We start from the raw sequence: 23,721 nt of genomic DNA, 5'->3' as shown, positions 1-23,721 counted from the left end.
AGTCGTTACGTCGCGGGGGCGTGCAAAGCCTGCACCCTGCTAGGGTTTACGCCGGGGCGGGGCAACCGGATCACCCGCGCGCCGTTCCTCTGCACCCAGTGCGTCCGCCAGCCGCATCTTCGCCGAGCCGGGCCGCAAGGGCTGTTGCTGGCTGTCGGACGGGGCCCAGCCGGTCAGGAACACGATCTCGGCCGTGGCTTTGATGCGCCCGTCTTCCGCCGGGAAGCTGGCGGCGTATTGCGCGGCGGCAGCGGCAAACAGGCCGCGCGGCGGCATGGCGCGTTCGCGCGCGGCCAGCGCGTTGCCCTCGCCCATACCGCGCAGGTCGCGCACCAGCGCGAACAGGTCGGCGTAGGTCAGTGTCTGCACCAGGCTGTCCGCCACGGGCAGCGCGAAGCCCGCCCGTTGCAGCAGGCCGCCGAGGTCGCGCAGGTCCGCCATCGGCACGACGCGCGGGGACAGGCCGCCGCGCAGCGCGGTTTCCGCCTCGGCCAGGCTGGCGCGCAATTCCTGCAGGCTGCGGCCCGCGAACAGCACCGCGATCCCCAGCCCGTCGGGCGCCAGCGCGCGGCGCATCTGCACAAGCTGGCCCACGGGATCGTCCGCCCAATGCAGGGACAGGGCGTGGATCACCAGGTCATGCGCGCCCGGTGTCAGCTGCAACGGATCGGCATCGGCCACCACCTCGGCCCCGGCGATCACCCCGTCGGCCACCAGCCAGTCCCGCCACTCTGCGCCCCAGGGCCCGACAATCGCCGGTGCCGTAAAGCTTCTGTTAACCTCGCTCAGCCTTTCTGAGAGCTCATCCACCGCGAGGCGGTGCAGGAACAACTCGGGGCCCCGCGCCGCGCGGGCGCGGTGCAGGGCAAGGGCCGTGCGGTCTGTCAGCTTCGGGGGCAGTGTCATGGGGCGCGATGTAATCCCGCTGGGCCGAAAAGGAAAGTGAATGCCGATCAGCCGCGACGCGCTTGTGACCCTGCTGTTCCCGCCCGAATGCGCCGGATGCCGCGCGCCGACCACGGCTGCGCATGGGCTTTGTGCAAGCTGCTGGACCCAGACACGCTTCATCACCGGCCCGGTGTGCGACGGTTGCGGCCAGCCCCTGCCCACCGCCGCGCCGGGCGTCGCCGTGCGCTGCGAGGGCTGCACCAGCCATCCCCCCGCCTGGGACCGGGGCCGCGCCGCCATCCTCTACGAGGGGCGCGGGCGGGACATCGTGCTCAGCCTGAAGCACCGCGACCGGCAGGACCTGACCCCGGTGCTGGCGCGATGGCTGCACCGCGCCGGGCGTGAGCTGATCGGCGACGCGGACATCCTCACCCCGGTTCCCTTGCATTGGACCCGGCTGGCGAAACGGCGCTTCAACCAGTCCGCCGAACTGGCGCGTCGCCCGGAACTCGGCTTTGCCGGCCTCGTGCTGCCCGACCTGCTGACACGGGCGCGGGCTACCGCCTCGCTCAAGGGCAGGACACGGGGCGAACGCCAGGCCATCCTGCGCGACGCGATCCGCCTGACGCCGCGCCACGCGGCGCGGGTGCAGGGCAAATCGGTGCTGCTTCTGGACGACGTGATGACCACCGGCGCCACGCTTTCCGCCGCGGCAGAGGCCCTCCGCGCAGGCGGTGCGCGTCACATAGCCGTCCTTGTGGTGGCGCGCGTTGCGAAAGAGGGGTTCAACCCTATATAACGCCGGAAAAGCCTGACGCGGAGTCCCCCATGAAATCGATCGAACTCTACACCACGCCGATATGTGGCTACTGCGCCGCTGCCAAACGGCTGCTGAATTCCAAGGGCGCCAGCTACTCGGAGATCAACGTGATGGCCCTGCCTGCCCGCCGGCAGGAAATGATGAGCCGCGCCAACGGGCGCCACACCGTGCCCCAGATCTTCATCGACGGCAAACACGTGGGCGGTTTCGACGATCTCAACGCGCTGGAGCGTGCGGGCAAGCTCGACTCGCTTCTGGCGGGTTAGGCGCGGGGTATGCGGGTCGGCCTGCTGCAACTCACCACATCCGACGACCCCGCCGAATCCCTTGCGCGGACCCTGCCGATGGTCGCGGCTGCGGCGGCGGACGGCGCGACCCTGATCGCCACGCCCGAGGTGACGAACTGCGTCTCGCTCTCGCGCGGCCGGCAGGAAGCGGTGCTGCACGAGGAGGCGGAGGATCCCACCCTCGCCGGGCTCCGCGCCGCGGCGGCCGAGCACGGGACCTGGTGCCTGATCGGCAGCCTGGCGCTGAAGACCGGCGAGCGGCGCTTCGCCAACCGCTCGTTCCTGATCGCCCCGGACGGCGCGATCGCGGCGCGCTATGACAAGATCCACATGTTCGACGTGGACCTCGGCCAGGACGAGGCGTACCGCGAATCCGACGGCTATCGCCCCGGAACGCAGGCCGTTCTGGCCCCTGTCGGGGACGATGTGACCCTTGGCATGACGATCTGCTACGACCTGCGGTTTCCCAAGCTCTACCGGATGCTGGCGCAGGCGGGGGCGAACGTCATCTCGATCCCCTCGGCCTTCACGCGCCCGACCGGGGCCGCGCACTGGGACGTGCTGCTGCGCGCGCGCGCCATCGAAACCGGCGCCTTCGTGATCGCCCCGGCCCAGACCGGCACGCACCCCGCCGCGCCCGGAAACCGGGCGCGCCAGACCTGGGGCCACAGCATGGTGGTGGATCCTTGGGGCAAGGTCCTGCTGGACATGGGGGAAGCGCCGGGCTGGGCCTGCGTCGATCTGGACCTCGACGCCGTGACGCGCGCAAGGCACCGTGTTCCCAGTCTTTTTCACGATCCTGAATATGGCCTGCCCAATGACTGACCGCTCCAAGACCGACCCGCTGGCGATCGGACTCTTCTCCGAGATCGCCACGTCGGATCAACTGATGCGGGCGCGCCTGGCCAAGGCGTTGCCCAAGGGGATGGAGCTGAGCCATTTCACGCTGCTCAACTTCCTTGCGCTCGCCGGGGGCGAACGCACGCCTGCGCAACTGGCCCGGACCTTTCACGTGACCAAGGCCGCGATGACCAACACCCTGGGCAAGATGGAGCGCGCGGGCTATGTCCACATCCGCCCCGACTGGGACGACGCGCGGCGCAAGATGGTCTCGCTTTCGCCGGCGGGGCTGCGGGCGCGGGACGCCGCCGTCGACAATGTCGCGCCGGTGTTCGATTCGGTGATCGCAGACCTCGGCCCCGACCAGGTGCGCGCGGCGCTGCCGTTCCTGCGCCGCCTGCGCGCGCAGCTGGCCTCGTCAGAATGAGCGTTTGATCGAGGCGGTCACGTAGTTCACGCTCAGGTCCCGGTCCGAGATCGCCCAGGACCAGGCCACCGGGTTAAACACGAAGCCCTTGCGGTCCACCGGGTCCAGCCCGGCCTGCGCGATCAGCGCGAACAACTCGTCGGGCGTGATGAACTTCTTCCAGTCATGGGTGCCCTTGGGCAGCCAGCGCATGACGTGCTCGGCCCCGATGATCGCCATCAGGTAGCTCTTGGGATTGCGGTTCAGCGTGGAGCACACCATCAGCCCTCCGGTCTTGAGAAGCTGCTGACAGGCGGCCAGGTAGGCCAGCGGATCGGCCACATGCTCGACCACCTCCATGTTGAGCACCACGTCGAATTGCTCGCCCGCCGCGGCCAGCGCCTCGGCCGTCGTGTGGCGGTAATCGATGTCGAGGCCGGATTGCTCGGCATGAAGCTGCGCCACGGGAATGTTGCGCTCGGCCGCGTCCGCGCCGACCACCTCGGCGCCGAGCCGCGCCATCGGCTCCGCCAGCAATCCGCCGCCGCAGCCGATATCGAGGATCCGCAGGCCAGCGAAGGGCGCCTCGGCCTTGGGATCGCGCCCAAACTCTGTGGCGATCTGGTCGATGATATAGTCCAGCCGCGTGGGATTCAGCATGTGCAGCGGCTTGAATTTACCGTTCGGATCCCACCATTCCGCCGCCATCGCCTGGAACTTGGCGACTTCGGCGTCATCAACTGTGGTTTGTGACATTGCACTCATCGGACCAACCTGTAGTTTGGTGTGTGAATCGAAACATAGTCCATTCAGTCATGCCGGAAACCCAGACCACTGACAGCGCGGCACCTCGGCGCAGGCTCTATCCCCCGCGGGAGCCGTTTCGCAGCCAGGTCATGGAAATGCCCGGTGGCCACCGGGTATACCTTGAGGAGTGCGGCATCAAGAACGGTCAGCCCGTGGTGGTGCTGCACGGCGGCCCGGGCGGGGGCTGCTCGCCGGGTATGCGGCGCTTCTTCGACCCCACGCATTATCGGGCGGTGCTGTTTGACCAGCGCGGCTGCGGGCGCTCCTCGCCCCATGCGAGTGTCGAGAACAACACCACCTGGGATCTCGTCGCCGATATCGAGCGGATCCGCGAAAGCCTCGGGATCGAGCGCTGGATCGTCTTCGGCGGCTCCTGGGGGGCGACACTGGCGCTGATCTACGCCCAGACCCACCCCGAGCGGGTAGAGGCGCTGGTGCTGCGCGGCATCTTCACCATGACCAGGGGAGAGCTGGACTGGTTCTACGGCGGCGGCGCCGGCGCGTTCTGGCCGGACCAGTGGCGGGCGTTCTCCCACATGGTTCCCGCCGAGGAACGCGGGGACCTGATCACGGCCTACAACAAACGCCTCTTCGGCGAGGACGAGGCCGAGCAGATCCGCTTCGCCCGCGCCTGGGCCGGCTGGGAAAGCCAACTCGCCATGCTCGCGGGCGGGGCGGGGCGCGGCACGCCGTCGGGGGCTTACGCCCGGGCATTCGCGCGGCTCGAGAACCACTATTTCATCAACGGCGGATTCCTCGAGACCGGGGACCAGATCCATCGCGACATGCATCGGATCGCCGATATCCCGGGCCATATCGTGCAGGGGCGCTACGACATGGTCTGCCCGCCCGTCACCGCCCAGAAGATCCATGAGAACTGGCCCGGATCGGACCTCGTCATGGTGCCGGACGCGGGCCACGCCCTCTCCGAACCCGGCATATCCGAGGAACTCGTCGGAATCATGGACGCCCTGCGCGACGCCGCCCGCGAAAGCCGCCGCCAGGACAACGCCACCCTCTGATCCAACGGCGCCCGCGAAACGCGGGCAAGACGCCTGAGTCCTTCGGGCGATCGGCGCGCGGGGCCGGCTGTCTTACCCCCCGGGTGAAGTACCCGCCGGCAGCCTCGGAGCCTCCGGCGGGGATATTTGAAGACTTTGGAATGCGGCGCCTTTTACCAGAAGTTTACCGCGATGGGGAATGCTCACCAGTGCGGAACAGGCAGGGATGCCGATGGCCGCGACTTTGGAAGCCCCCCGGGTATTTAGGTACTTCGGGGGGCAACATCCCCCCGCTCCAAAGTCTTCAAATATCCCCGCCGGAGGCACCGGGCGTCAGCCCGGTTCACCTATAACGCCGCGGACAAGCGGGCCCCCTGGGCAATCGCGCGTTTCGCATCGAGTTCCGCCGCGACATCCGCACCCCCGATGACATGGACGTTCAGCCCGTCGAGTTCGCCCAGAAGGGCGCGGCTCGGTTCCTGCCCAGCACAAATGACGATCGTGTCCACAGCCAGTACTTCAGGGGCTTCCCGGGCCGGGCCGTGGCTGATCCGCAGGCCTTCGGGGGTGACTTTCTCATAGGTGACACCGCCGATCATCCTGACCCCGGCGGCGCGCAACGCGGCACGGTGGATCCAGCCGGTGGTCTTTCCGAGCCCCTTGCCCGGGCGTTCGGCCTTACGCTGCAGCAGCGTGATCTGCCGCGTGGCGGGGGCGGGTTCGGGGCGGGCCAGACCGCCGCGCGTCTTCCAGGGCCGGCTGACACCCCATTCGCGGGCCCATTCGGCGGGGGCCTCGGTCACACTTTGCCCGGGCGGCTGTGCCAGGAATTCGGCAACGTCGAACCCGATACCGCCGGCCCCGATGATCGCGACGCGCTGCCCGACGGGCGCATCGTCGCGCAGGACATCGATGTAGCTCAGGACGTTCGCGCCATCCTGTCCGGGGATGCCGGGATCGCGCGGCAGGACGCCTGTGGCGAGGATGATCTCGTCGTAGGTCTCAAGCGCGGCGCGGCCGGCACGGGTGCCGAGGCGCAGGTCGATCCCGGCGCGCGCCACGGCCGCCTCGTAGTACGCGACCAGGCCGTGGAACTCTTCCTTGCCGGGGATCCGCCTGGCCATATTGAGCTGGCCGCCGATCCGCTCCGCCTGCTCGAACAGGGTCACCGCGTGTCCCCGTTCCGCGGCCACCAGCGCTGCCGACAGGCCCGCCGGCCCGGCGCCGACGACAGCCACGCGCCTGACCTGCGGGGCCGGCGTGTAGAGCAGTTCGGTTTCATGGCAGGCGCGCGGGTTCACGAGGCAGGTGGAGACCTTCATCTGGAAGGTGTGATCAAGGCAGGCCTGGTTGCAGGCGATGCAGGGGGCGATCTCCGCCGCCCGCCCGGCCTTGGCTTTGGCGACGAAATCCGCGTCCGCCAGGAAGGGCCGCGCCATGGAGACCATGTCCGCGCAACCCCGGGCGAGCACGTCTTCGGCCACCTCGGGCGTGTTGATCCGGTTTGAGGTGATAAGCGGGATCGAGACCTCAGCCATCATCCGCCGGGTCACGTCCGCGAAGGCCGCGCGGGGGACCGAGGTGGCGATCGTGGGCACCCGCGCCTCGTGCCAACCAATGCCGGTGTTGATCATGCTGGCGCCCGCGCCCTCCACCGCCTTGGCCAGCGCCACGACCTCTTCCCAGGTGGAGCCGTTGGGGATCAGGTCGATCATCGACAGGCGGAAGATCAGGATGAAATCCTCGCCCACCGCCGCGCGGCAGGCGCGCACCACCTCAAGGGCGAAGCGCATCCGGTTTTCGTAGGACCCGCCCCAGTCGTCCTCGCGCTTGTTCACGTGGGTCACGAGGAACTGGTTGATCAGGTAGCCTTCCGAACCCATCACCTCGATCCCGTCGTAGCCCGCGTCGCGCGCACGGGCGGCGGCGGTGGCGAAATCGGCGATCTGTTTTGCGATTCCCGCCTCGTCCAGAGCGGTCGGCGCAAAGGGAGAGATCGGGGATTTCACCGCGCTCGGCGCGACGCAATCCTTGCCGTAGGCATAGCGCCCGGCGTGCAGGATCTGCATGGCGATCCGCCCGCCCGCGTCATGCACACGCTCGGTCACCAGCCGGTGGTTCGCGATGTCCTGATCGTTGAACAGCCCCGCCGCGCCGGGGAACACGCCGCCTTCGCGGTTCGGCGCCATGCCGCCTGTCACCATCAGTGCAACCCCGCCCCGGGCGCGTTCCTCGAAATAGGTGGCGATGCGGTTCCAGTCGCCCACCTCTTCCAGGTTGGTGTGCATGGAGCCCATGAGCACCCGGTTCGGCAGCACCACGTGGCTCAGGTCGAGCGGGCGGAACAAGTGCGGGTACAGGGGGTGGGTCATGGCGGGCTCCGGCTTGGGTCTGGTCGGGTCGTCGCCGCCAGTTAGCCTGCCGGGGCGGGCTCTGTCACCTCCGACGCTGCGGCAGCCGGTGCCTCGGGCCGGATCACGGGATTGGCGGCGGTTGTGCGGTTTTCCAGGTCGCTCAGCAGGGCCAGCGCGCGGGAATCCGGGATCTCGGCGTCGGAAAAGGCCACCAGCGCCCCGGTTACCAGCCGCCCCGCGGCGGGGAAGAAGACGCGCCAGTAGTCCTGCGCCGCCCCGGGGATCAGGCCGGGCGCGCGATCGCTCAGCTTCAGGAACAGCGCGTTGTCCGTGCGCCGGGAAGCGATGATCCTGACGCTGGAGGCATCCCGCGCGCGGCTGAGGCCGGATTTGCCGGGGCCGCGCAAGAACTCCTCCAGCGCGGCGATGTCACCCGGCAGACCGCCGGTGGAGATCGAGACCGTCATCACGCCGGGCAGCTCCGCCGCCGCCTCGGGGGCGTTGGTGAACAGCGCACAGTCGCCGATCAGCACGAAGCCGCCGGCCCGGCCCACGTCCGGGCTGGTGGGATCGATGCACAGCCCCTGCGGCGCAACGACGGTGATCCGCTGCCCCTCCACCCGGAGCGAGGCGCTGTCGCGCGCTGTCAGCCCCGCCGCGCAGGCGCCGAGCAGGGAAAGAAGGACAACGGACAGCGTTCGCAGGGTCATGGGTGCAGCCTCGTTGTATCAAGGGACCGGACTTCGAAGGGATTGGTCGGGGCGCCACCGGCGCACCGGGCGTATCTGCTGGGCATGGTCATCATGCGACCGCTCCTGCGTCAGGGGTAAAAACAGAAGAAACCGGCAGACCCATCAGGGTCAACCGGTTTCTGAGGTCAGCAGAGCTGACGGATCAAAGGTCGGCGTAGACGTGCAGTTCCGCACCGCCGCCGGGGTGCGTAACCGCGCCCTTGTAGGTCTTGCCCACTAGCTGCGCGTATTTCCACAGCGCGCCGGAGGCATAGATCGTGTCGCGCGGGCCTTTCCAATCGGCCTTGCGGGCCTCAAGCTCCTCGTCGGACAGGTCCACAGAGAGGTTACCCTTGATCGCGTCGATGGTGATCATGTCGCCATCGCGCACCAGGGCGATCGGGCCACCGTGCGCCGCTTCGGGGCCAACATGACCCACGCAGAAACCGCGCGTCGCGCCGGAGAAACGCCCGTCGGTGATCAGCGCCACCTTCTTGCCCATGCCCTGCCCGGACAGGGCGGCGGTGGTTGCCAGCATCTCGCGCATGCCGGGCCCGCCGGAGGGGCCCTCGTTGCGGATCACCAGGACCTCGCCTTCCTTGTAGGTGCGCGCCTGCACGGCGGCGAAGGCTTCTTCCTCGTTCTCGAACACGCGGGCGGGGCCGGTGAAGACCTGGTTCTCGGGCGCGATGCCCGCGACCTTCACGATTGCACCTTCGGGGGCCAGGTTGCCCTTCAGCCCGACGACGCCGCCGGTCTTGGTGATCGGGGTCTCGACTGGGTAGATGACGCGGCCGTCGGCCTCACGCTCGACCATGTCGATTTCCTCGCCAATGGTGCGGCCGGTGGCGGTCATGCAATCCTCGTGGACCAGGCCCGCCTTGCGCAGTTCCTTCATCACCACAGGCACACCGCCGGCTTCGTAGAGGTCCTTGGCGACATAGGCGCCGCCGGGCTTCAGGTCGACGAAGTAGGGCGTGTCGCGGAAGATGTCGCAGACATCGTCCAGGAAGAAGTCGATCCCCGCCTCATGGGCGATGGCGGGCAGGTGCAGGCCGGCGTTGGTGGAGCCGCCGGTGCAGGCGACGACGCGGGCCGCGTTCTCAAGGCTCTTTCGGGTCACGATGTCGCGCGCGCGGATGTTCTTTTCCAGCAGGTGCATCACGGCCTGGCCCGACGCTTCGGAGTACTGGTCGCGGCTCTCGTAAGGCGCGGGCGCACCGGAGGAGTTGGGCAGCGCAAGGCCGATCGCTTCGGACACGCAGGCCATGGTGTTGGCGGTGAACTGGCCGCCACAAGCGCCCGCGCTGGGGCAGGCAACCGCTTCAAGCTTTTCCAGCTCGCAGGTGGTCATGTTGCCCGCCTGATGCTGGCCAACGGCCTCGAACACGTCCTGCACGGTGACGTCCTTGCCGTCCAGCCGGCCCGGAAGGATCGACCCGCCATAGATGAAGACCGACGGCACGTTCAGGCGCACCATGGCCATCATCATGCCCGGCAACGACTTGTCGCAGCCCGCAAGGCCGACGATGGCGTCATAGCAGTGGCCGCGCATGGTCAGTTCCACGGTGTCGGCAATCGCTTCACGGCTGACGAGCGAGGAACGCATCCCCTCATGGCCCATGGCGATACCGTCGGTCACGGTGATGGTGGTGAACTCACGCGGGGTGCCGTTGGCGGCCTTCACGCCCAGCTTCACGGCCTGCGCCTGACGGTTCAGCGAAATGTTGCAGGGCGCCGCTTCGTTCCAGCAGGTGGCCACGCCCACGAAGGGCTGGTGGATCTCATGCTCGCTCAAACCCATGGCGTAGTAGTAGGAGCGGTGCGGCGCTCGCTCCGGCCCTTCGGTGACATGGCGGCTTGGCAGTTTGGATTTGTCGAAACGGCTGGCGTCCATTGGTGCGCGCTCCCTCATATGGTTGTTGCGTCAGCCTTAAGTGAGCGCCAGCCCAAACTCAAGCGCGGCTGTATTGCGAGCAGGTCGGATGACGGGGCAGCGCGCGCGGAGGGGCGAGCCGTCGGGTCCCCGATGGGGGATCAGGGACCCGACACCGCCTTGCCTGCCTGACCTGAACGATTGGCCGGCAGGGCGCTGGAAACCGGACATTCCGCGGTGTTGCGACCCGCGCGATGCCGGAGGCCCCCCGCGGTCCGAGCGGGAAAACGCCGCATCGCCCAGGCAGGGAACCCGGGTGCAAGGACATACACGCGTCTTGCGAGAATGCGGCGCCCTCTCCCGGTCGAAACCTTGCAAAGGGGCAATGGAACCGCCTGAGCAACCCCAGGCCGGAACGTCTGGCGGCGTATAACGGCGTCACGCCGCCTTGCACACCAACGCAGGTCATACCCCGTATTCACGTGGCACGGATCGCGCGGCCGCCATCGCGGATCAGAAGTCCCGGATCAGCGCCGAGCCGAGCCCGCGGATCGCCGCCGACACCCGGTCGGACGTGCCCAGTTTCAGGAAGACGCGCCGCATGTAGGCATCGACCGTGTGGGGCGAGATCCCCATCAGGTCCGCGATAACGCTGTTGCTCTTGCCGAGCGCCACCCATTGTAGCAACTCCCGCTCCCGCTCGGACAGGGCCGGGGCGGGGGGCAGCGTTTCGGCAAGGATGTGGCAGTAGCGCAGATGCGCCAGTTGCAGCCCGGCCTGGTACTTCAACAGGGCGTCGGTCGGCACATCGGGCGGATCGCCCGCCCCGAACCCCAAGCCGAAATAACCGTTCCGCCCGCCCGGACCGAAGACCTGCACCGCGAGCCCGTCGCCAAGCCCGGCCTGCGCCATGCGCGACAGGAAGTCGCTTTCCGAGCGGGTCAGCGTGCGCAGGGACTCGACCTCCGACCAGCGGAACGGCGCGTAGCTCGCGACCGCCTGCGCGGGGATCGGATCTTTGCGGAACAGCTTTTCGCGGATGTAGTCCTGCACCCATTCCTGCGGAAACCCGTGGGTGACGACCCGGACCCGCCCCGCGTCCGGCGCGCCGAGCGGGGGCATGTGGTGATAGCTGATGCGGGCGAACCCCTCTCCCTCGAGGAAGGCGACGGTGAGCGCCCAAAGCTCCTCCGACCAGCGAGTTTTTGCACACGCCTTTAGGTATTCGGTGTATACGGCATCGCCTTGCCGGATCATCCTGCTCCTTGAGCCCGAAACTGACGTTACGTCACCACACAATAGACTCTTTTTCGAAACATTCTGAGAAAAATATATCTTTGCAGATGACCTATCGTATCCGCCAGTACCGCGACCATGTCGCCACGCTCGAACCAGAGGCGCAAGTCTGGAAGCTGGTGTTTACCGGCGCGCTGATCATTGCCGGTCAGATCATCGCCACGAGTGCCGTCTTCTTTGCCTTCGCCTATGCGATCAGCAGCTTCAGCGACTCGCTCTACCGGGTGGAGCTGTTGCGGGTGTCGTCCCTGCAAAGCCGCGACAGCGTGCTGGCTATCCTGCTGACCTTCTCGGGGTGGATCCTTGCGGTCTGGCTGGGGCTGCGCTTCCTGCATTCCCGCCGGATCCGCGACGTGGCCGCCCCGATTGGGCGGTTCGGCTGGGGCAGTTTCTGGCGCGCCAGCCTGTTCTTCTTCACCTTTGGTCTGCTCGCCTTCGCCGCGACGCTGCCATTCATGGACTACCTGCCCAACTTGGCGCCAGAGCGCTGGATTCTCTGGCTGATCCCGGCGCTGCTGGCGATCTTCGTCCAGGTCTATGCCGAGGAACTGGTGTTTCGCGGCTACCTGCAATCCATGCTCGCCGCACGTTTCGCCAGCCCGCTGGTCTGGATCGGGGTGCCCACGGCGATGTTCGGCCTGCTGCACCTGCCCACCGCCATGGCCTTTGGCAAGAACGCCTGGCTGGTGCTTGCCGCGCCTACGATCCTGGGCGGAATCGCGGCCCACCTGACGGCGCGGCGGGGCTCCATCGCGGCGGCCACGGCGCTGCATTTTGCGAACAACGCCATCGGCATCCTGATCGTTTCGGTGCCCGGTCCGCTGGGGATGCTCAGCCTCTATGCCTATCCCTTCGATCCCATGGACGTGGAAACCGTGCGCCCGATGATCGTGATGAACCTGGCGTTCATCCTGCTGGCCTATGCGGGGTATCACGTGGTGATCCGGCTTCGGGATCGGCGATTGCAACGCGGGCCAAGGGTGATTAACTAGGCGCGGAAACTCAAGCGCCGGGGCCCCATGAACTGGATTTCGAACTACGTTCGCCCAAAGATCAACTCGCTCTTCTCTCGCCGGGAAGTGCCGGAAAACCTGTGGACCAAGTGCGACGAGTGCGGCCAGATGCTGTTCCACCGCGAACTGGCTGATGCACTGAACGTCTGTCCCAACTGCGACCATCACATGTACATCCCGCCCCGTGAGCGGCTGGCGAACATATTCGATGGCGGGCTTTATGTCGATGTGCCGGTCCCCGAGCCTATCGCCGATCCGCTGCATTTCCGCGACAAGAAGAAATACACCGACCGCCTGAAAGAGGCCCGCAAGGACAGCCAGGGCCCCGACGCCATGATCGTCGCCGAGGGCGAGATCGGCCGCCTGAAATGCGTTGTCGCGGTGCAGGACTTCAAGTTCATGTCCGGCTCCATGGGGATGTACGTTGGCAACGCCATCATCGCCGCCGCCGAGCGCGCGGTGGCCGTCGGCGCGCCGCTGGTGCTGTTTTCCGCCGCGGGCGGCGCGCGGATGCAGGAAGGCATCCTCAGCCTGATGCAGATGCCCCGCTCCACCGTTGCGGTGCAGATGCTGAAGGAAGCGGGCCTGCCCTACATCGTGGTGCTGACCCATGCCACCACCGGGGGCGTCACCGCCAGCTACGCGATGCTGGGCGATGTGCATATCTCCGAGCCCAACGCGCTGATCTGCTTCGCCGGGCCGCGCGTGATCGAGCAGACCATCCGCGAAACCCTGCCCGAAGGATTCCAGCGCGCCGAGTACCTGTTGGACCACGGGATGCTGGACCGCGTCGTTCAGCGCAAGGACATGCGCGCCGAACTCGGCACCATCCTGCACATGCTGATGAAGGCCCCGCCCATGGCCCACGGCGACCTGCCCAGCCCCGAAGACGAGGATGAGGCGCAGGCACCCGCCCCCGAGGCCCCGGCCCCCGAAGCCCCTGCGACGGAGACCAAGGCCAAGTCGAAACCCGCATCCGAAAAAGCGTCAAAGGCGTGACCCGGGAACATAGCGACACGCTTTTGTCGCGGATGATGAGCCTGCATCCAAAGGTCATCGACCTGTCGCTGACCCGGATGCACCGGATCCTGCGCGCGCTAGGGAACCCTGAAAAGGCGATCCCGCCCGCGATCCTGCTGGCCGGGACCAACGGCAAGGGCTCGACCCAGGCGATGATCCGCGCCGGGCTGGAAGGCGCCGGCAAGACGGTGCATGCCTATACCTCGCCCCACCTGGCGCGGTTCCACGAACGGATCACCGTCGCAGGTGAGGTCATCGGCGAACAGGCCCTCGCCGATATCCTGGCGGAATGCGAGGCCGCCAACGAAGGCGCCCCGATCACCTATTTCGAGATCACGACCGCCGCCGCCTTCGTCGCCTTCGCGCGCACCCCCGCCGATTACACGCTGCTGGAAGTCGGCCTTGGCGGGCGGCTGGACGCGACCAACGTGGTGACGCCCAAGGTCTGCGTGATCACGCCCGTCTCGTTGGATCACCAGCAGTTCCTGGGCGAAACCGTGGCCGAGATCGCGGGCGAAAAGGCGGGCATCATCAAGCCCGGCATCCCCGCCGTGATCGCCCCGCAAGTCCCCGAGGCCGAGGCGGTGATCGAAGCCACCGCCGCGCGCAAGGGCGCTCCGCTGATCATGGCCAACCGCGATTTCCAGATCTGGGAAGAACACGGGCGTATCGCCTACCAGGACGAATCAGGCCTGCTGGACCTGCCCCGCCCCAACCTGATCGGCGCGCACCAGGTGGTGAACGCGGGCACCGCCCTGGCCACCCTGCGCCTGCTGGGCGAGGGCGACCCCGAGGCCGCCGTGACGAAAGCCGTCTGGCCCGCGCGCCTGCAACGCCTGCGCCACGGCCCGCTGGTCGAGGCGGCCGGAACCGCGGAACTCTGGCTGGACGGCGGCCACAACCCCGCCGCGGGCGAGGCCCTGGCCGAAGCGCTCGGGCGGCTGGACGCGCGCCCGTTGCACCTGGTCTCGGGCATGTTGAAGACGAAGGACGTGACCGGCTACTTCCGCCCGCTGGCCAGCGTGGCGCAAAGCCTGCACGCCGTCTCCATCCCCGGGGAAACGGCGACCCTTCCCGCCGAGGACACCGCGCGCATGGCCCGCGACGCGGGCTTCGAGCAGGTCACCGCCTCCGATACCCTGGCCGAGGCGGTGGCCGAGATCGCCGCCGCCGAGCCGCAGGCGCGCATCCTGATCAGCGGCTCGCTCTACCTGGCCGGAAACGTGCTGCGCGAAAACGGCTGAGCCCCTCTTGTTGGGGCATCTGCCGCGGTCCCGGGCCGGAGCCTGAGCGCGACAGGCGCGCACCAGGTTCGGCCCTCACCGGCACCGGCAGCAAATGCCCCGCGTGCGGCTGGCGCACCTCTCAATCTCAGCTTTCGGTCAGCGGATGCGGATTTTGCCGGGCCGGCCGGGCCGCGCCGCAAATCCAGCGCCACAGGGACCGGCGCGACGCATGCGCCGCCTTGCTGCGCAACAGGCGGCTGCGCGCGATGTAATGGGCGGTATCGATGGATCCGTCGGCGCGGGTCCTGATCCGGGATGCCTCTGCGCGGGTCATGAAGGTCGCTCCTCCCTCTGCGTTCCGATGGCCCCAGCATGCCGCGCCCGCCGCCACGGTGCTTGAACGCAACCTTTAGAGCGCCTTGTGATTTCCCCGAGACACCGCTTTTTTCTTGCGCCCAAGCTGACGGCGGCATCATCCTTCGGGCATGAGCTTTGAATTTGGCAGCGTCGTCCTCGACCCGGAGCGGTATGAACTGACCCGCGGTGGCATTCGGCAGGATGTGGAGCCGCAGGTGTTTCGCCTGTTGCTGCTGCTGGCCGAGAATCCGGGCCGCGTGGTGACGCGGGACGAGATGATCGAGACTGTCTGGGGCGGGCGGATCGTCTCGGAAGCGACCATATCCGCGCGGATCGCCGCCGCGCGCCGCGCCGTGGGCGATGACGGCGCGCGCCAGCAGGTGATCCGAACCGTGCGCAAGGTGGGGTTGATGCTGGTGCCGCCGCTTTCCCGGCCCGAGGGCAGCGCCGCCCCGGCCGGGACGCCCGATCGCCCCGCCGCCCGACAGACGGTGCGGATCGCCACCTCGCCCGACGGCACCCATATCGCCTTTGCGCAGCATGGGACGGGTCCATTCCTGCTGCGGGGCGGGCACTGGCTGGGCCACCTGGAACATGACCTCGACAGTCCGATCTTCGGCCCGCTTCTGGAGCGCCTCGGCGCGGCGTTCACCGTCATCCGCTATGACCCGCGCGGCACCGGCATGTCCGCGCGAGGGGTCAGCGACCTGTCCCTCGACCGGCAGGTCGAAGACCTGGCCGCCGTCGCCAATGCGGCCCAGGCGCAGCGCTTTCCGATCTATGCCGCGTCCCAGGCGGCCCCTGTGGCGATCGCCTTTGCCGCGCGCTACCCGGAGCGGGTGTCCGCGCTGATCACCTGCGGGGGCTACGCTGTGGGCCGCCATCACCGCCTGTCAGAGGAAGAGCACGCCTTGGAGGCGACCCAGCTCACCCTGATCCGTGAGGGCTGGGGCCGCCCGGGCTCGGCGTTTCTCAACGCGTTCTCGACAATCTACATGCCAAGCGCCACGTCCGAGCAGCTGGCCCACCTGGTCGCCGTCCAGCTCGCTTCAGCGGATGGAGAGACGGCCGTGGCCTTGCGCAAGGCGATCGATCGCCATGACGTGTCGGGAATCCTTGGAAAGGTCACGGCGCCGACACTGGTGCTGCACGCCACGGACGACGCGGTTCAGCCCCTGGCCCAGGGTCGGGCGCTGGCTGCGGGCATCCCCGGCGCAGTGCTGCGCCAGTATGAAAGCAGCAACCACATCCTCGCCCCGCAGGAACCGCTGTGGGATGCGCTGATACGCCAGATCATCGATTTTGCCGCCGCCCCGTGACCTGCTGCACCGACCGGCCATCCGCACAGAAAAAGACCCCCGCGCCGGTCCGGCACGGGGGTCTGCATGATCCATCGCTTGCGCGGTCTTCAGAGCGCGCTTTCGATCCAGCCCTGAAGCGCTGCTTTCGGGGCGGCGCCAGTCTTGTTGGACACGACCTGGCCGTCCTTGAACAGGAACAGCGCGGGGATGCCGCGCACGCCAAGCTGGCTGGGCGAGCTGGGGTTCTCGTCGACGTTGACCTTGGCTACCTTGATCTTGCCTGCGTATTCCTCTGACAGTTCCTCAAGGGCGGGGCCGATCTGTTTGCAGGGGCCGCACCATTCCGCCCAGAAATCCACCACGACGGGGATGTCCGAGTTGACCACTTCGGCCTCGAACGTGCTGTCAGTCACTTTTACCGTTGCCATGTCTGGCCTCCTCATCTGCCCGCAGGTCTTGCGTTGAGGCGTCAAGGTAAGTGCCCCCCCCGGGATGGTCAATGGCCGGTCGGCCTTTGCAGGGCCGCGCTCACGGCTTCGTGGGACAGCGGCGTCAGGTGGCCGCCGTCACGAGTCCAAAGGATCGCGCCGCGCACCTGCCGGCCGGGGTAGATCTGCGCCAGCGCTGAGACGTAAAGCGCAAGCTGGGCGGCATAGGCGTCCGGGATCAGGTCCACAGGGCCGGGGGGGCCCGCGTCCGACTTGTAGTCGATGACCCAGACCGTCTCCGGGCCCGGGATCAGCCGGTCGATCACGCCGTTCAGCGGCGCGGCGCCAAGGCCGTTCACCAGCCCGCGCACCGGCACTTCGGACAGGCCGTGCGGCGCGAAGATCCAGGCGAGCGCGGGGTTCGCGAAAACCGCGCAGGCCTCCGCCACCAGCGTTTGGTCCGGCTCAGGTGACAGCAGGCGCAGGCCGGTGGCCATACGCTCCGCCTCGGGTACGGAGACAAGGTGCTCCATCAGCAGGTGCAGGCGCGTCCCGCGGTCCATCGCCTCGGCCCGGTCCAGCCCGGCGTGGCCGGTGCCCGCCTCGGTCCCGTTTTCCGGGCCATGCAGGCGCGAGGGCGCGATCGCATCCGGCGCGCGCGCCGGGGCCGGGGCTCTGCGCTGCAACCACTCCGGCGGCGGCGGCGGGGCGTCGGCGCTTTCGGGCGGTGTCTGCGCCGGGGCCGCGTGGTCTTCCCAGCCTTCCTGCAGCAGGAGCGTGCCGTCGTCGTCCACCACGCCGGGCATCGCGGCCATCGCCTCGCGGATCGGGCCGTACCAGCCCTTTTCGGCGCCGCTTTCCTCGCCCGCGCCGGCGACGATCAACCACCGCTCCGCGCGGGTCATGGCGACATAGAGCAGCCGCCAATTCTCGCGCTCTGCGCGGTCCTTCTTGTCGTCGATGGCGGCGCGGATCGCACCGGGGCGCGCGGTGGCGTCGCCCCGCAGCGCGACGGCGTCCGCGCCGAGGGGCTGCAACCGGGCCGAGTCCCGCCCCTGCTGCGGCGCGGTGTCCGGCAGGATCACCACCGGCGCTTCCAAACCCTTGGCCCCGTGGATGGTCATCACCCGCACCTCGCCCCCCGCCGGGTCAAGCTGGCGCTTGATCTCGGGGTCGTCGCTGTCCAGCCAGTCGAGGAAGCCGGTCAGCGTCGGCGGCTCCACCCGCTCGTAGCTGAGCGCGAGTTGCAGCAGCGCCGCCACCGCCTCCTCCGCCTCCACGCCCATGCGGGTGCGCAGGGCCGCCCAGCCGCCGTGTCGCACCAGCACCCGGTCGAGCATTTCGTAGGCGCGCAGGAAATCCGCCTGGCGGCGCAGGTCGTCATAGATCGCGTAGGCGCGGGGGTGCGCCGCCGCGTGGGCGTGAAAGCGCGCCTCCAGCGTGCCGGGGCGGCGATGCGCCAGGGTGAACAGGTCCTGCTCGCTCAGCCCGAGGAAGGGTGAGCGCATCGCCTCGGCCAGGGACAGGTCGTCCCAGGGTGTCGCCACCGCCCGCAGAAGCGAGCGCAGGTCGCGCACGGCGAGGTTCTGCATGATCCTGAGCCGGTCCGCCCCCGCCACCGGCACGCCGTTCGACTTCAGCGCCTTCAGGATCGCGCGGAACAGCCGGCCCCGGCTGCGCACGAGGATCAGGATGTCATCGGCGCGCACCGCCCGCCCGGTGCCGGGCAGCGGCGTTCCGGCGGCCAGCATCCCGGCCACCCTGTCGGCCAGAAGCTGCGCCAGTTTCTGCGGCGCAGCACTTGGCAGGGGGCTGTCCACCGGGTCGGACCAGGGGCCGCGTTCAGGCTTATCGTCGGGCAGCACGAAGGGCCAGACCTCCACCCGGCCGGGGCGGTTGGCGTGGAACGCCTTGTGCTCGGGCGGCGCCCCGGTGGAGCCGATCGCCTCGGCCCGCTCGGCCATCACCTCGTCCACGAGGTCGAGGATCGGACGCGCCGAGCGAAAGGAATGCAGCAGCTCCACCGCCTCGAGCCGGTCCTCCACCTGGCCAAGCTGGTCGGCATAGGCCTGGCGCTGGTCGCCGAAGGCGGCCGGGTCCGCGCCCTGGAAGGAATAGATCGACTGTTTTTCGTCCCCGACGACGAAGACGGTGCGCAACAGGTCGCGCGCGCCTTGCCCGGCGAAGAATTCCGCCGTCAGCGCGTCGATCACCGCCCATTGCGCGGGGCTGGTGTCCTGCGCCTCGTCCACCAGCACGTGATCGATCCCCCCGTCGAGGCGGTAGCGCACCCAGTCGCGCGCCTCTCCGTCGTTCAGCAGGGCGGCGGCAAGGCGGATCTGGTCGTCGTAGTCCAGCAGCCCGCGCGCCGCCTTGGCCTTGTCCCAGGCGGCGACGAAGGCCTTGCCGAAGCGCAGCAGCGGGCGCGTGGCGGCGAGTGCTGCCTCGGCCCGCTCGCGGTCCACGCCCTGTTCCAGCGCGCGGGCGATGCGGGTGTTCCACTCCAGCGTGTCCGGTTCCGCCGTGGCGGCGGCCTTCGGGGCCAGCGTCCTGTCGGCGACCGGGGTGCCGTCCTTCTTCAGGTACACGGTCCGTGCGTCGTCCAGCGCGCCGGGCGCGCCGCTGCGCAGGGCGACCAGCGCCGCTTTCATCGCCTTAGCGCCCGCGCCCGTGGCCATGCCGAGCGCTCCGATCAGCGCGTCGAACTGCGGCAGCGTCAGAACCGCCATCGGGTCGGGCGCGGGACCGTCCAGCCCCAGTGCGCGCGCCAGTGCCGGGCCGTCGGGGTCCGCACGGTAGCGGTCGCGGTGCTGAAGGATTTCCCTGAGCAGGTCGTCGATGCCGAGGCTCGCCCCGTGGATATGCGGCGCAAGCTCGGGGAAGCCCGATGCCGGGTCGTCCGCCAGTTGCTCGGCAAGCTGGCCGCGAAGCTGGGCCGCCTGGCGATCCTCCATCACCTCGAACTGGGGCGAGACGCCAGCCTCCAGCGGGAAACGGCGCAGCAGCGCCTCGCAGAAGGAGTGGATCGTCTGGATCTTCAGCCCGCCGGGCACCTCAAGCGCGCGGGCGAACAGCGTTCGCGCCTTGGCAAGCTGGTCGTCGGTGATCGCCTGGGCCGCCTCGCCCAGTTCGGCCAGCTGCGCGCGAAGGGCGTCATCCTCCAGCATCGCCCAGGCGCCGAGGCGGGCAAACAGGCGGTTCTGCATCTCTCCCGCCGCGGCCTTGGTGTAGGTCAGGCACAGGATGCGCTGCGGATCGTTGCCCCTGAGCAGCAGCCGCGCCACCCGGTCGGTCAGCACCCGCGTCTTGCCCGAGCCCGCGTTCGCCGACACCCAGGTCGAGGCGTCCGGCCGCGCCGCGCTGACCTGCGCGCGGGTGGCGTCGTCCATCTGCCTCATGTCAGCTCCTCCGGCGGGGCGGGGTCGCCATCCTCCCACTCGCCCAGGCGGGCGAGCTGGTCGTAGTCGCCCTCATCCGCCGTCTTCTGCACGCGCGAGCGGGCATAGAACGGCGCCTCCCCCGTCATGTAGAGCGTCAGGAAGCCCTGCAACCCGCGCCAGACCTGCGCCAGCGTTTCGGGGTCATGCTCGGGCTCGAAGGGGGCGTTCGGCTTGTCGAGGCCGATCAGTTGCAGGCTGAGGATCTGCGCCGGGTCGGCCCCGTCGAACGCGCCGCGCAGGGCCATGCACGCCTCCAGCGGAAGCTGCGTGTGAAACGCGCGCGCCTCCGGCCCGGAGGGGGTGCTGCCCTTGTAGTCGTAGATCGCGACATCGCCGCGCGCGTCCCGGTCGATGCGGTCCGCGATGGCCGTCAGGGTCATCGGGCGGGGCAACCCGTCAACCGGAACCGAGCCCTGCGTTTCCAGCAGGTCGGGGGCGGCGATCGTTCGGCGCGCCGCCTCTCCCTCAAGGAAGGCGGGGGCAAGGCTGGCCATGCGCGCGGTCCAGAGCTGGCGCATCGCCGGCCAGGGCACGTTTTGCGCGAACACCTCGCGCACGGTGTCCATGAACAGCGGCAGCGGATCGTCGGGCAGGCCGTCACGGGTGCGCTCGACGAAGACCTCGAGCACCTTGTGCGCCGTCGTGCCACGCTCACGCGCATCCGGGTCGGCGGTCAGCGGATCGAGGGGGCGCAGCCCAAGGATATAGCGCGCGTAGACGGCGTAGGGGTCGCGGATCATCCGGTCGATCTGCGTGACCGGCAGCGTCTCGGGGAAGGCGTCGGGCGGGGGCACGGGCGCGGGGCGCAGCGCGGGCACCGGCGCTTCGGGGCCGGGGTCGAGCGCGCGGTGGTGCGCGATCGGCACCGCGCCGCGCCCGCGCATCGCGCCCAGCGCCGCCTGCCCTTCGGGCCCGAGCCCGTTCAGAAGGTTGGTCAGCCGCAACAGCCAGCGCGCGGGCACGGTCGGCGCCTCTCCGTCGCGCTTGGCGCGGCTGAGGATCACATCCTGCGCCGCCGCCGCCTGCTGGAAATCATGGGCGGACAGGCCGATCTGACGTTCCGGCAGCGGCAGGCCCGCCTGGCGGCGCATGTCCCGGCTGAGCCAGGGATCCGGGCGCGGCAGCCGGGGCCACACGCCCTCGTTCAGCCCGCCGAGGATGATCAGGTCCGCGGTCTGGGTCCGCGCCTCCAACGGGCCCCAGATGGCGACGCCGGGATGGGGCAGATAGGCGCTTTCGGGGACGTCGACGCCTTGCAGGATGTCGCTCAGCAACCCGGGATAGGCCGCCGCCGCAAGCGCGCCGCCGCTCGGGGCGTGGGTGGTGAAATCCTCCATCAGGGCCAGCGCCTTTTCGCCCGCCTGTTCCTCCCACAAGCCCCCGGAGCCCTGTTGATCGGGGCCCGCGGCCAGCTTTCCGGCCAGCTCCAGGTGGCGCGCGACGAGGGAGTCGAGCGGCTGGTCCCCGGCGGGCAGCGGCGCGGGCAGCACGCTGGCCAGCCAGAGCGCCCAAGCGGCCTGCTCGGGCGTCGTTCGCTCCTCGCCCGCCCAGGTGCGCAGGACCTCAGGCGAAACCGCCGGGCCGCCGCGCCGGCGCAGCTTGCGCTCGATCCAGGCGACCGCGCCGAGGTGCGGGCCGCGCGCGCCCTCGCCGCTGGCGCTCAGCGGGTGCTTCAGCGCCGCCAGCAGGGCAACCGCGCCCGGCGCACCGGCGATCAGCGGCGCGGTCAGGCGCAGGAAAACCCCCGGCGGCGTCAGGCTCAGCGGGCGGCCCGCGCTGTCGTCCGGCTCGATCCGCCAGCGGTCGAGCGCGGCGGTCACCTGCCGCGCCAGCGTTCGGTCCGGGGTGATCAGCGCCGAGCGTCGCCCCGCATCGACCGCCGCGCGCATGGCGCAGGCGATGGCGCCTGCCTCCTCTCGCGCGTCCTCCGCCTCAAGCAGGGTCAGGGTGCGGGTCGCCTCGCCAAGGCCCGGCACCAGCGCGGGGCCGTCGCGCCGCCACTGGTCGGTCACCGGCGCGGGCCGCATGGCAAGCGAGATCAGTTTGTTGCGCGCCGGCGCGGGCGGGATGGCGTCCGACCAGCGCGGCACATCGCCGGGCGCGACGCCGACGCGGTGACAGAAGCGCGCCAGCATCGCCTGCGGGTGATCGATCACCCCGTGGCCCGCCGCCGCGCCTGCGTCCCCACCACGCCCGGCAAGGCCGCCCCAGATGTCATCCGGCAGATCAGGGTCCAGCCCCGGCAGCACGACCGCGCCCTGCGGCAAGCCGGCGACCGCCTGCATCAGCCGCGCCGTCGCCCCGCGCGACCCGGTCGAGCCCGCGATGATCACCGGCGTCTGCACCGGCGCGGCGGCCCAGGCGGCGATCTGCGCGTCGATCGCGGCGGCCAGCCGGGCCTCGGGGTCCATCGGCGCGTCGGGCCCGGGCTCCAGGTAGTCGAGCAGGATGCGCAGGAAATGCGCGCTGCGTTCCCAATGGGTGGCGCTGTCGGGCACCGGCAGATCCAGGATGGCGGACAGGGGCACGCTTTCCATCTGCAACTCGCCCAGCACCTCGGTCAGGGTGTCGGCCAGGGCATAGGCATCGCTGAGCGCGCCGCTGCCGGGGTCCGCCTCGATCCGGGCGCGCACGGCGCGGGCCAGTTCCAGCCGGCGCTGGAGCGGGGGCTTTTCGGTCGGAAGACCGGGCCAGTCGCGCGCGATGGCGGACAGCACCTCGATCCGGGGCGGCAGGCTGACGGGGGCGGCGTCATAGACCGCCTGCAAGCGCCGCTGCGCGCGCTGCGTGTTGACGTAGACGCGGGTGGCCGCCAGCGCCTCGGGGGTGGCCCCGGCGGCGCGATCGGCCAGGCCCCGGGCCAGCTCGGCGGCGAAATCGACGCCCGGCGGCAGGGCGAAGACGCGCGGTCCGTCGGACGGGGGGAACAGGTCAGTCATCGGCAAGCATCGCTTCGGCAAGGGGCAGGCTTTCGGGCTGGCCGACGTCGCACCAGCGCCCGGGATAGACGCAGCCTTCCAGCGTGCCGAGGCTCAGCATCCGGTCCCACACCACGTTCAGCGAGAAGGCGTCGTCGGCCACCTCCGCCAGCAGCGCGGTGTCGATCACCTGCAACCCGGTATAGACGTAGGGCGCGCGCGCCGCCTGCCCCCGCCGGGTCAGCCTTCCATCGCCGCCGAGGAAGAAATCCCCCGCCCCCAGGTGCCCCACGGCCTGCGCCGAGGGGACCAGCAGCAGCCGCGCGCCCACTGGCGCGGGTGCGCCGACATCGCGCAGAAACGCCAGCGGGTTCGGCCCGGACCAGACCGCATCCGCGTTCAGCGTCACCGCCGGAGAGCCCCCGAGAAGCCCGAGCGCGTGGCGCAGTCCGCCGCCGGTGTCCAAAAGCTGCCCCCGCTCGTGCGAGATCGCGATGTCGAGGCGGCGCTCCGCCTCCAGGTGCGCCAGCAGCGGCGCGGGCTTGTGGTGGACGTTGACGACGACATGCGTCGCGCCCGCCCCCACCAGCAAATCCAGTGCGTGGTCCACCAGCGGACGGCCCGCGACGGGCACCATGGGCTTGGGGCGATCGCTGGTCAGGTGCCGCATCCGCGTGCCCCGCCCGGCGGCAAAGATCATCACCGGCCACAT

Annotated in this window: 20 protein-coding genes; 9 read left to right on the top strand and 11 right to left on the bottom strand. The window is 69.5% G+C overall.

Going from position 1 to position 23,721, the window contains the following annotated elements:
* Positions 1-39: 39 nt before the first annotated feature.
* Positions 40-900 carry a methyltransferase domain-containing protein gene (locus DJ029_RS04705; RefSeq protein WP_112321343.1) on the bottom strand — a complete coding sequence of 287 codons (861 nt, stop codon included), beginning with the start codon at positions 898-900 and terminating at the stop codon, positions 40-42.
* Between the two features lie 46 nt (positions 901-946).
* On the opposite strand from DJ029_RS04705, the gene DJ029_RS04700 reads away from it, so the two are divergent.
* The 4 genes from DJ029_RS04700 to DJ029_RS04685 are packed head-to-tail and all read left to right on the top strand — an operon-like array spanning position 947 to position 3,262.
* Complete coding sequence (locus tag DJ029_RS04700; protein WP_232822964.1) at positions 947-1,687, top strand: ComF family protein; 741 nt, start codon at positions 947-949, stop codon at positions 1,685-1,687.
* Positions 1,688-1,716: 29 nt separating this feature from the next.
* Complete coding sequence (grxC, locus tag DJ029_RS04695) at positions 1,717-1,974, top strand: glutaredoxin 3 (RefSeq protein ID WP_112321147.1); 258 nt, start codon at positions 1,717-1,719, stop codon at positions 1,972-1,974.
* A 9-nt stretch (positions 1,975-1,983) separates the two neighbouring features.
* Positions 1,984-2,820, top strand: a complete 837-nt coding sequence (locus tag DJ029_RS04690) for a carbon-nitrogen hydrolase family protein (protein WP_112321146.1) — start codon at positions 1,984-1,986, stop codon at positions 2,818-2,820.
* Complete coding sequence (locus DJ029_RS04685; RefSeq protein WP_112321145.1) at positions 2,813-3,262, top strand: MarR family winged helix-turn-helix transcriptional regulator; 450 nt, start codon at positions 2,813-2,815, stop codon at positions 3,260-3,262. The genes DJ029_RS04690 and DJ029_RS04685 overlap by 8 nt, the downstream gene beginning before the upstream one ends.
* Here the strand turns inward: DJ029_RS04685 and ubiG are convergent.
* Complete coding sequence (ubiG, locus tag DJ029_RS04680) at positions 3,254-3,997, bottom strand: bifunctional 2-polyprenyl-6-hydroxyphenol methylase/3-demethylubiquinol 3-O-methyltransferase UbiG (protein ID WP_232822963.1); 744 nt, start codon at positions 3,995-3,997, stop codon at positions 3,254-3,256. The genes DJ029_RS04685 and ubiG overlap by 9 nt on opposite strands.
* Before the next feature lie 59 nt (positions 3,998-4,056).
* On the opposite strand from ubiG, the gene pip reads away from it, so the two are divergent.
* On the top strand, positions 4,057-5,070 hold the full coding sequence (gene pip, locus DJ029_RS04675; protein WP_112321143.1) for a prolyl aminopeptidase: 1,014 nt from the start codon (positions 4,057-4,059) through the stop codon (positions 5,068-5,070).
* A gap of 326 nt (positions 5,071-5,396) precedes the next feature.
* Here the strand turns inward: pip and DJ029_RS04670 are convergent, their stop codons facing one another.
* The 4 genes from DJ029_RS04670 to DJ029_RS04655 form a co-directional block, all read right to left on the bottom strand.
* The gene (locus tag DJ029_RS04670) at positions 5,397-7,421 is read right to left on the bottom strand and encodes an NADPH-dependent 2,4-dienoyl-CoA reductase (RefSeq protein WP_112321142.1); all 2,025 of its coding nucleotides are present in this window, start codon (positions 7,419-7,421) and stop codon (positions 5,397-5,399) included.
* A gap of 41 nt (positions 7,422-7,462) precedes the next feature.
* Positions 7,463-8,113 (bottom strand): hypothetical protein, encoded by a 651-nt coding sequence (locus tag DJ029_RS04665; RefSeq protein WP_112321141.1) that lies wholly within the window; start codon positions 8,111-8,113, stop codon positions 7,463-7,465.
* 184 nt (positions 8,114-8,297) lie between these two features.
* Entirely contained in the window at positions 8,298-10,031 is a 1,734-nt protein-coding gene (gene ilvD, locus DJ029_RS04660; protein WP_112321140.1) for a dihydroxy-acid dehydratase, read from the bottom strand.
* Positions 10,032-10,523: 492 nt separating this feature from the next.
* Positions 10,524-11,267, bottom strand: coding sequence for a LuxR family transcriptional regulator (locus DJ029_RS04655; RefSeq protein WP_112321139.1), 744 nt, complete (start codon positions 11,265-11,267; stop codon positions 10,524-10,526).
* A gap of 86 nt (positions 11,268-11,353) precedes the next feature.
* Between DJ029_RS04655 and DJ029_RS04650 the strand changes: the two genes are divergently transcribed.
* Genes DJ029_RS04650 through DJ029_RS04640 form a run of 3 tightly spaced genes read left to right on the top strand, consistent with a single transcriptional unit; the run spans position 11,354 to position 14,583 of the window.
* A complete protein-coding gene (locus DJ029_RS04650; RefSeq protein ID WP_112321138.1) occupies positions 11,354-12,298 on the top strand; it encodes a CPBP family intramembrane glutamic endopeptidase in 945 nt (314 codons plus the stop codon).
* 27 nt (positions 12,299-12,325) lie between these two features.
* Positions 12,326-13,318 carry an acetyl-CoA carboxylase, carboxyltransferase subunit beta gene (accD, locus tag DJ029_RS04645; RefSeq protein ID WP_112321137.1) on the top strand — a complete coding sequence of 331 codons (993 nt, stop codon included), beginning with the start codon at positions 12,326-12,328 and terminating at the stop codon, positions 13,316-13,318.
* Positions 13,315-14,583, top strand: coding sequence for a bifunctional folylpolyglutamate synthase/dihydrofolate synthase (locus DJ029_RS04640; protein ID WP_232822961.1), 1,269 nt, complete (start codon positions 13,315-13,317; stop codon positions 14,581-14,583). Before accD ends, DJ029_RS04640 begins: the two co-directional genes overlap by 4 nt.
* Before the next feature lie 127 nt (positions 14,584-14,710).
* Here DJ029_RS04640 and DJ029_RS04635 read toward each other — a convergent pair whose 3' ends face one another.
* Positions 14,711-14,899 (bottom strand): hypothetical protein, encoded by a 189-nt coding sequence (locus DJ029_RS04635; protein WP_112321136.1) that lies wholly within the window; start codon positions 14,897-14,899, stop codon positions 14,711-14,713.
* 151 nt (positions 14,900-15,050) lie between these two features.
* Between DJ029_RS04635 and DJ029_RS04630 the strand changes: the two genes are divergently transcribed.
* Complete coding sequence (locus DJ029_RS04630) at positions 15,051-16,241, top strand: alpha/beta hydrolase (protein ID WP_112321135.1); 1,191 nt, start codon at positions 15,051-15,053, stop codon at positions 16,239-16,241.
* Between the two features lie 89 nt (positions 16,242-16,330).
* Here DJ029_RS04630 and trxA read toward each other — a convergent pair whose 3' ends face one another.
* The 4 genes from trxA to DJ029_RS04610 all read right to left on the bottom strand — a co-directional run bounded on the left by trxA (position 16,331) and on the right by DJ029_RS04610 (position 23,721).
* On the bottom strand, positions 16,331-16,651 hold the full coding sequence (gene trxA / locus DJ029_RS04625) for a thioredoxin (RefSeq protein WP_112321134.1): 321 nt from the start codon (positions 16,649-16,651) through the stop codon (positions 16,331-16,333).
* Between the two features lie 68 nt (positions 16,652-16,719).
* The gene (gene addA / locus DJ029_RS04620) at positions 16,720-20,049 is read right to left on the bottom strand and encodes a double-strand break repair helicase AddA (protein ID WP_112321133.1); all 3,330 of its coding nucleotides are present in this window, start codon (positions 20,047-20,049) and stop codon (positions 16,720-16,722) included.
* Positions 20,046-23,030 (bottom strand): double-strand break repair protein AddB, encoded by a 2,985-nt coding sequence (gene addB, locus DJ029_RS04615; protein ID WP_112321132.1) that lies wholly within the window; start codon positions 23,028-23,030, stop codon positions 20,046-20,048. The genes addA and addB overlap by 4 nt, the downstream gene beginning before the upstream one ends.
* A complete protein-coding gene (locus DJ029_RS04610; protein WP_112321131.1) occupies positions 23,023-23,721 on the bottom strand; it encodes a nucleotidyltransferase family protein in 699 nt (232 codons plus the stop codon). Before DJ029_RS04610 ends, addB begins: the two co-directional genes overlap by 8 nt.

The sequence above is a fragment of the Oceanibium sediminis genome (genome assembly GCF_003265325.1).
In the GTDB taxonomy this organism is placed as follows: domain Bacteria; phylum Pseudomonadota; class Alphaproteobacteria; order Rhodobacterales; family Rhodobacteraceae; genus Halovulum; species Halovulum sediminis.
The sequence above is the reverse complement of the archived record's forward strand: the minus strand, read 5'-3'. Positions and strand labels throughout refer to the sequence as shown.

Bases quoted from the DNA above. Each gene is read 5' to 3' on its own strand.
- trxA (WP_112321134.1), bottom strand. From the start codon at position 16,651: ATGGCAACGGTAAAAGTGACTGACAGCACGTTCGAGGCCGAAGTGGTC.
- DJ029_RS04670 (WP_112321142.1), bottom strand. From the start codon at position 7,421: ATGACCCACCCCCTGTACCCGCACTTGTTCCGCCCGCTCGACCTGAGC.
- pip (WP_112321143.1), top strand. From the start codon at position 4,057: ATGCCGGAAACCCAGACCACTGACAGCGCGGCACCTCGGCGCAGGCTC.
- DJ029_RS04700 (WP_232822964.1), top strand. From the start codon at position 947: ATGCCGATCAGCCGCGACGCGCTTGTGACCCTGCTGTTCCCGCCCGAA.
- DJ029_RS04655 (WP_112321139.1), bottom strand. From the start codon at position 11,267: ATGATCCGGCAAGGCGATGCCGTATACACCGAATACCTAAAGGCGTGT.
- grxC (WP_112321147.1), top strand. From the start codon at position 1,717: ATGAAATCGATCGAACTCTACACCACGCCGATATGTGGCTACTGCGCC.
- DJ029_RS04690 (WP_112321146.1), top strand. From the start codon at position 1,984: ATGCGGGTCGGCCTGCTGCAACTCACCACATCCGACGACCCCGCCGAA.
- accD (WP_112321137.1), top strand. From the start codon at position 12,326: ATGAACTGGATTTCGAACTACGTTCGCCCAAAGATCAACTCGCTCTTC.
- addB (WP_112321132.1), bottom strand. From the start codon at position 23,030: ATGACTGACCTGTTCCCCCCGTCCGACGGACCGCGCGTCTTCGCCCTG.
- addA (WP_112321133.1), bottom strand. From the start codon at position 20,049: ATGAGGCAGATGGACGACGCCACCCGCGCGCAGGTCAGCGCGGCGCGG.
- DJ029_RS04650 (WP_112321138.1), top strand. From the start codon at position 11,354: ATGACCTATCGTATCCGCCAGTACCGCGACCATGTCGCCACGCTCGAA.
- ilvD (WP_112321140.1), bottom strand. From the start codon at position 10,031: ATGGACGCCAGCCGTTTCGACAAATCCAAACTGCCAAGCCGCCATGTC.
- DJ029_RS04685 (WP_112321145.1), top strand. From the start codon at position 2,813: ATGACTGACCGCTCCAAGACCGACCCGCTGGCGATCGGACTCTTCTCC.
- DJ029_RS04665 (WP_112321141.1), bottom strand. From the start codon at position 8,113: ATGACCCTGCGAACGCTGTCCGTTGTCCTTCTTTCCCTGCTCGGCGCC.
- DJ029_RS04635 (WP_112321136.1), bottom strand. From the start codon at position 14,899: ATGACCCGCGCAGAGGCATCCCGGATCAGGACCCGCGCCGACGGATCC.
- DJ029_RS04610 (WP_112321131.1), bottom strand. From the start codon at position 23,721: ATGTGGCCGGTGATGATCTTTGCCGCCGGGCGGGGCACGCGGATGCGG.
- ubiG (WP_232822963.1), bottom strand. From the start codon at position 3,997: ATGTCACAAACCACAGTTGATGACGCCGAAGTCGCCAAGTTCCAGGCG.
- DJ029_RS04630 (WP_112321135.1), top strand. From the start codon at position 15,051: ATGAGCTTTGAATTTGGCAGCGTCGTCCTCGACCCGGAGCGGTATGAA.